1 pseudogene is annotated in these 1,111 nt (G+C 58.9%); it reads left to right on the plus strand.

Going from position 1 to position 1,111, the window contains the following annotated elements:
• Positions 1-47: 47 nt before the first annotated feature.
• Positions 48-1,110, plus strand: a pseudogene (locus QJT82_RS45415) (IS630-like element ISRj1 family transposase).
• The last annotated feature ends 1 nt before the right edge of the window (position 1,111 follow it).

Below are 1,111 nucleotides of genomic sequence, written 5' to 3' on the forward strand. Positions count from 1 at the left end.
ACTAGTACCCACTTTTCTTGGAACGTGAGTCGTGATTCAAGGTCGGGATGATACCCGAAGCAAGAGAAGTCCACCTTTCGAGGAAAGATCGCAAGGTGCTTGAGGCGTGCTGTCGCTCACCGGTGACGTTGCAGCGCGATTTGAAGCGGGCGCGGATAGTCTTGTTGGCGGCGGACGGGCGCAGCACCCGGTCGATCGCCAAGGAAGTTGGGGTCCAGCCGCGGATTGTCAGCCTTTGGCGGCATCGCTATGCCGACCATGGCCTTGAAGGGCTGCAAGACAAGCCGCGACCGGGCAAGCAGCCGATCTATACGAAGACGACCGACAAGCGGATTCTGAAGCTGCTGGATAAGCCGCCACCGCAAGGGTTTGCGCGCTGGACCGGCCCCCTGCTGGCCGAGGCGCTGGGCGATGTCGATGTCCAATATGTCTGGCGGTTCCTGCGCAGCCACAAGATTGACCTGGTGGCTCGCAAGTCCTGGTGCGAGAGCAACGACCCGAACTTTACGGCCAAAGCCGCCGATGTTGTCGGCCTCTATGTCGCGCCGCCGGCGAAGGCCATTGTGCTGTGCGTGGACGAGAAGCCCTCGATCCAGGCTTTGGAGCGAGCGCAGGGTTATCTGAAGTTGCCCAATGGCCGCGCCTTGACCGGCCAAAGCCACGATTACAAGCGGCATGGCACCACAACATTGTTTGCGGCGCTCGAAGTCGCCACCGGAAAGATCATCGCGACCCATTCAAAACGCCGGCGCCGCGTCGAGTTTCTCGATTTCATGAACAGCGTCACCGCGGCTTTTCCGAACCGCAAGCTTCACGTCATCCTCGACAACCTCAACACCCATAAAAAGAACGAGGACTGGCTCAAGGCCCACCCCAACGTGCAATTTCATTTCACGCCGACAAGTGCGTCATGGCTCAATCAGGTCGAAGTATGGTTTTCCCTTGCAGGGGCAGTCGCTCAGCGGCACCTCCTTCACGAGCCTCAAGCAGCTTCAGGAACACATCGATGCCTACGTCAACGCATACAACGACAGAGCCGAGCCCTTCGTCTGGACCAAGAAAAAGGTCCGTCAACGCCGTTTCAAAGGCCGCCGTATCACTCAGCTCTGAT

It is taken from the genome of Bradyrhizobium sp. Mp19 (assembly GCF_029952935.1).
GTDB classification, from domain to species: domain Bacteria; phylum Pseudomonadota; class Alphaproteobacteria; order Rhizobiales; family Xanthobacteraceae; genus Bradyrhizobium; species Bradyrhizobium elkanii.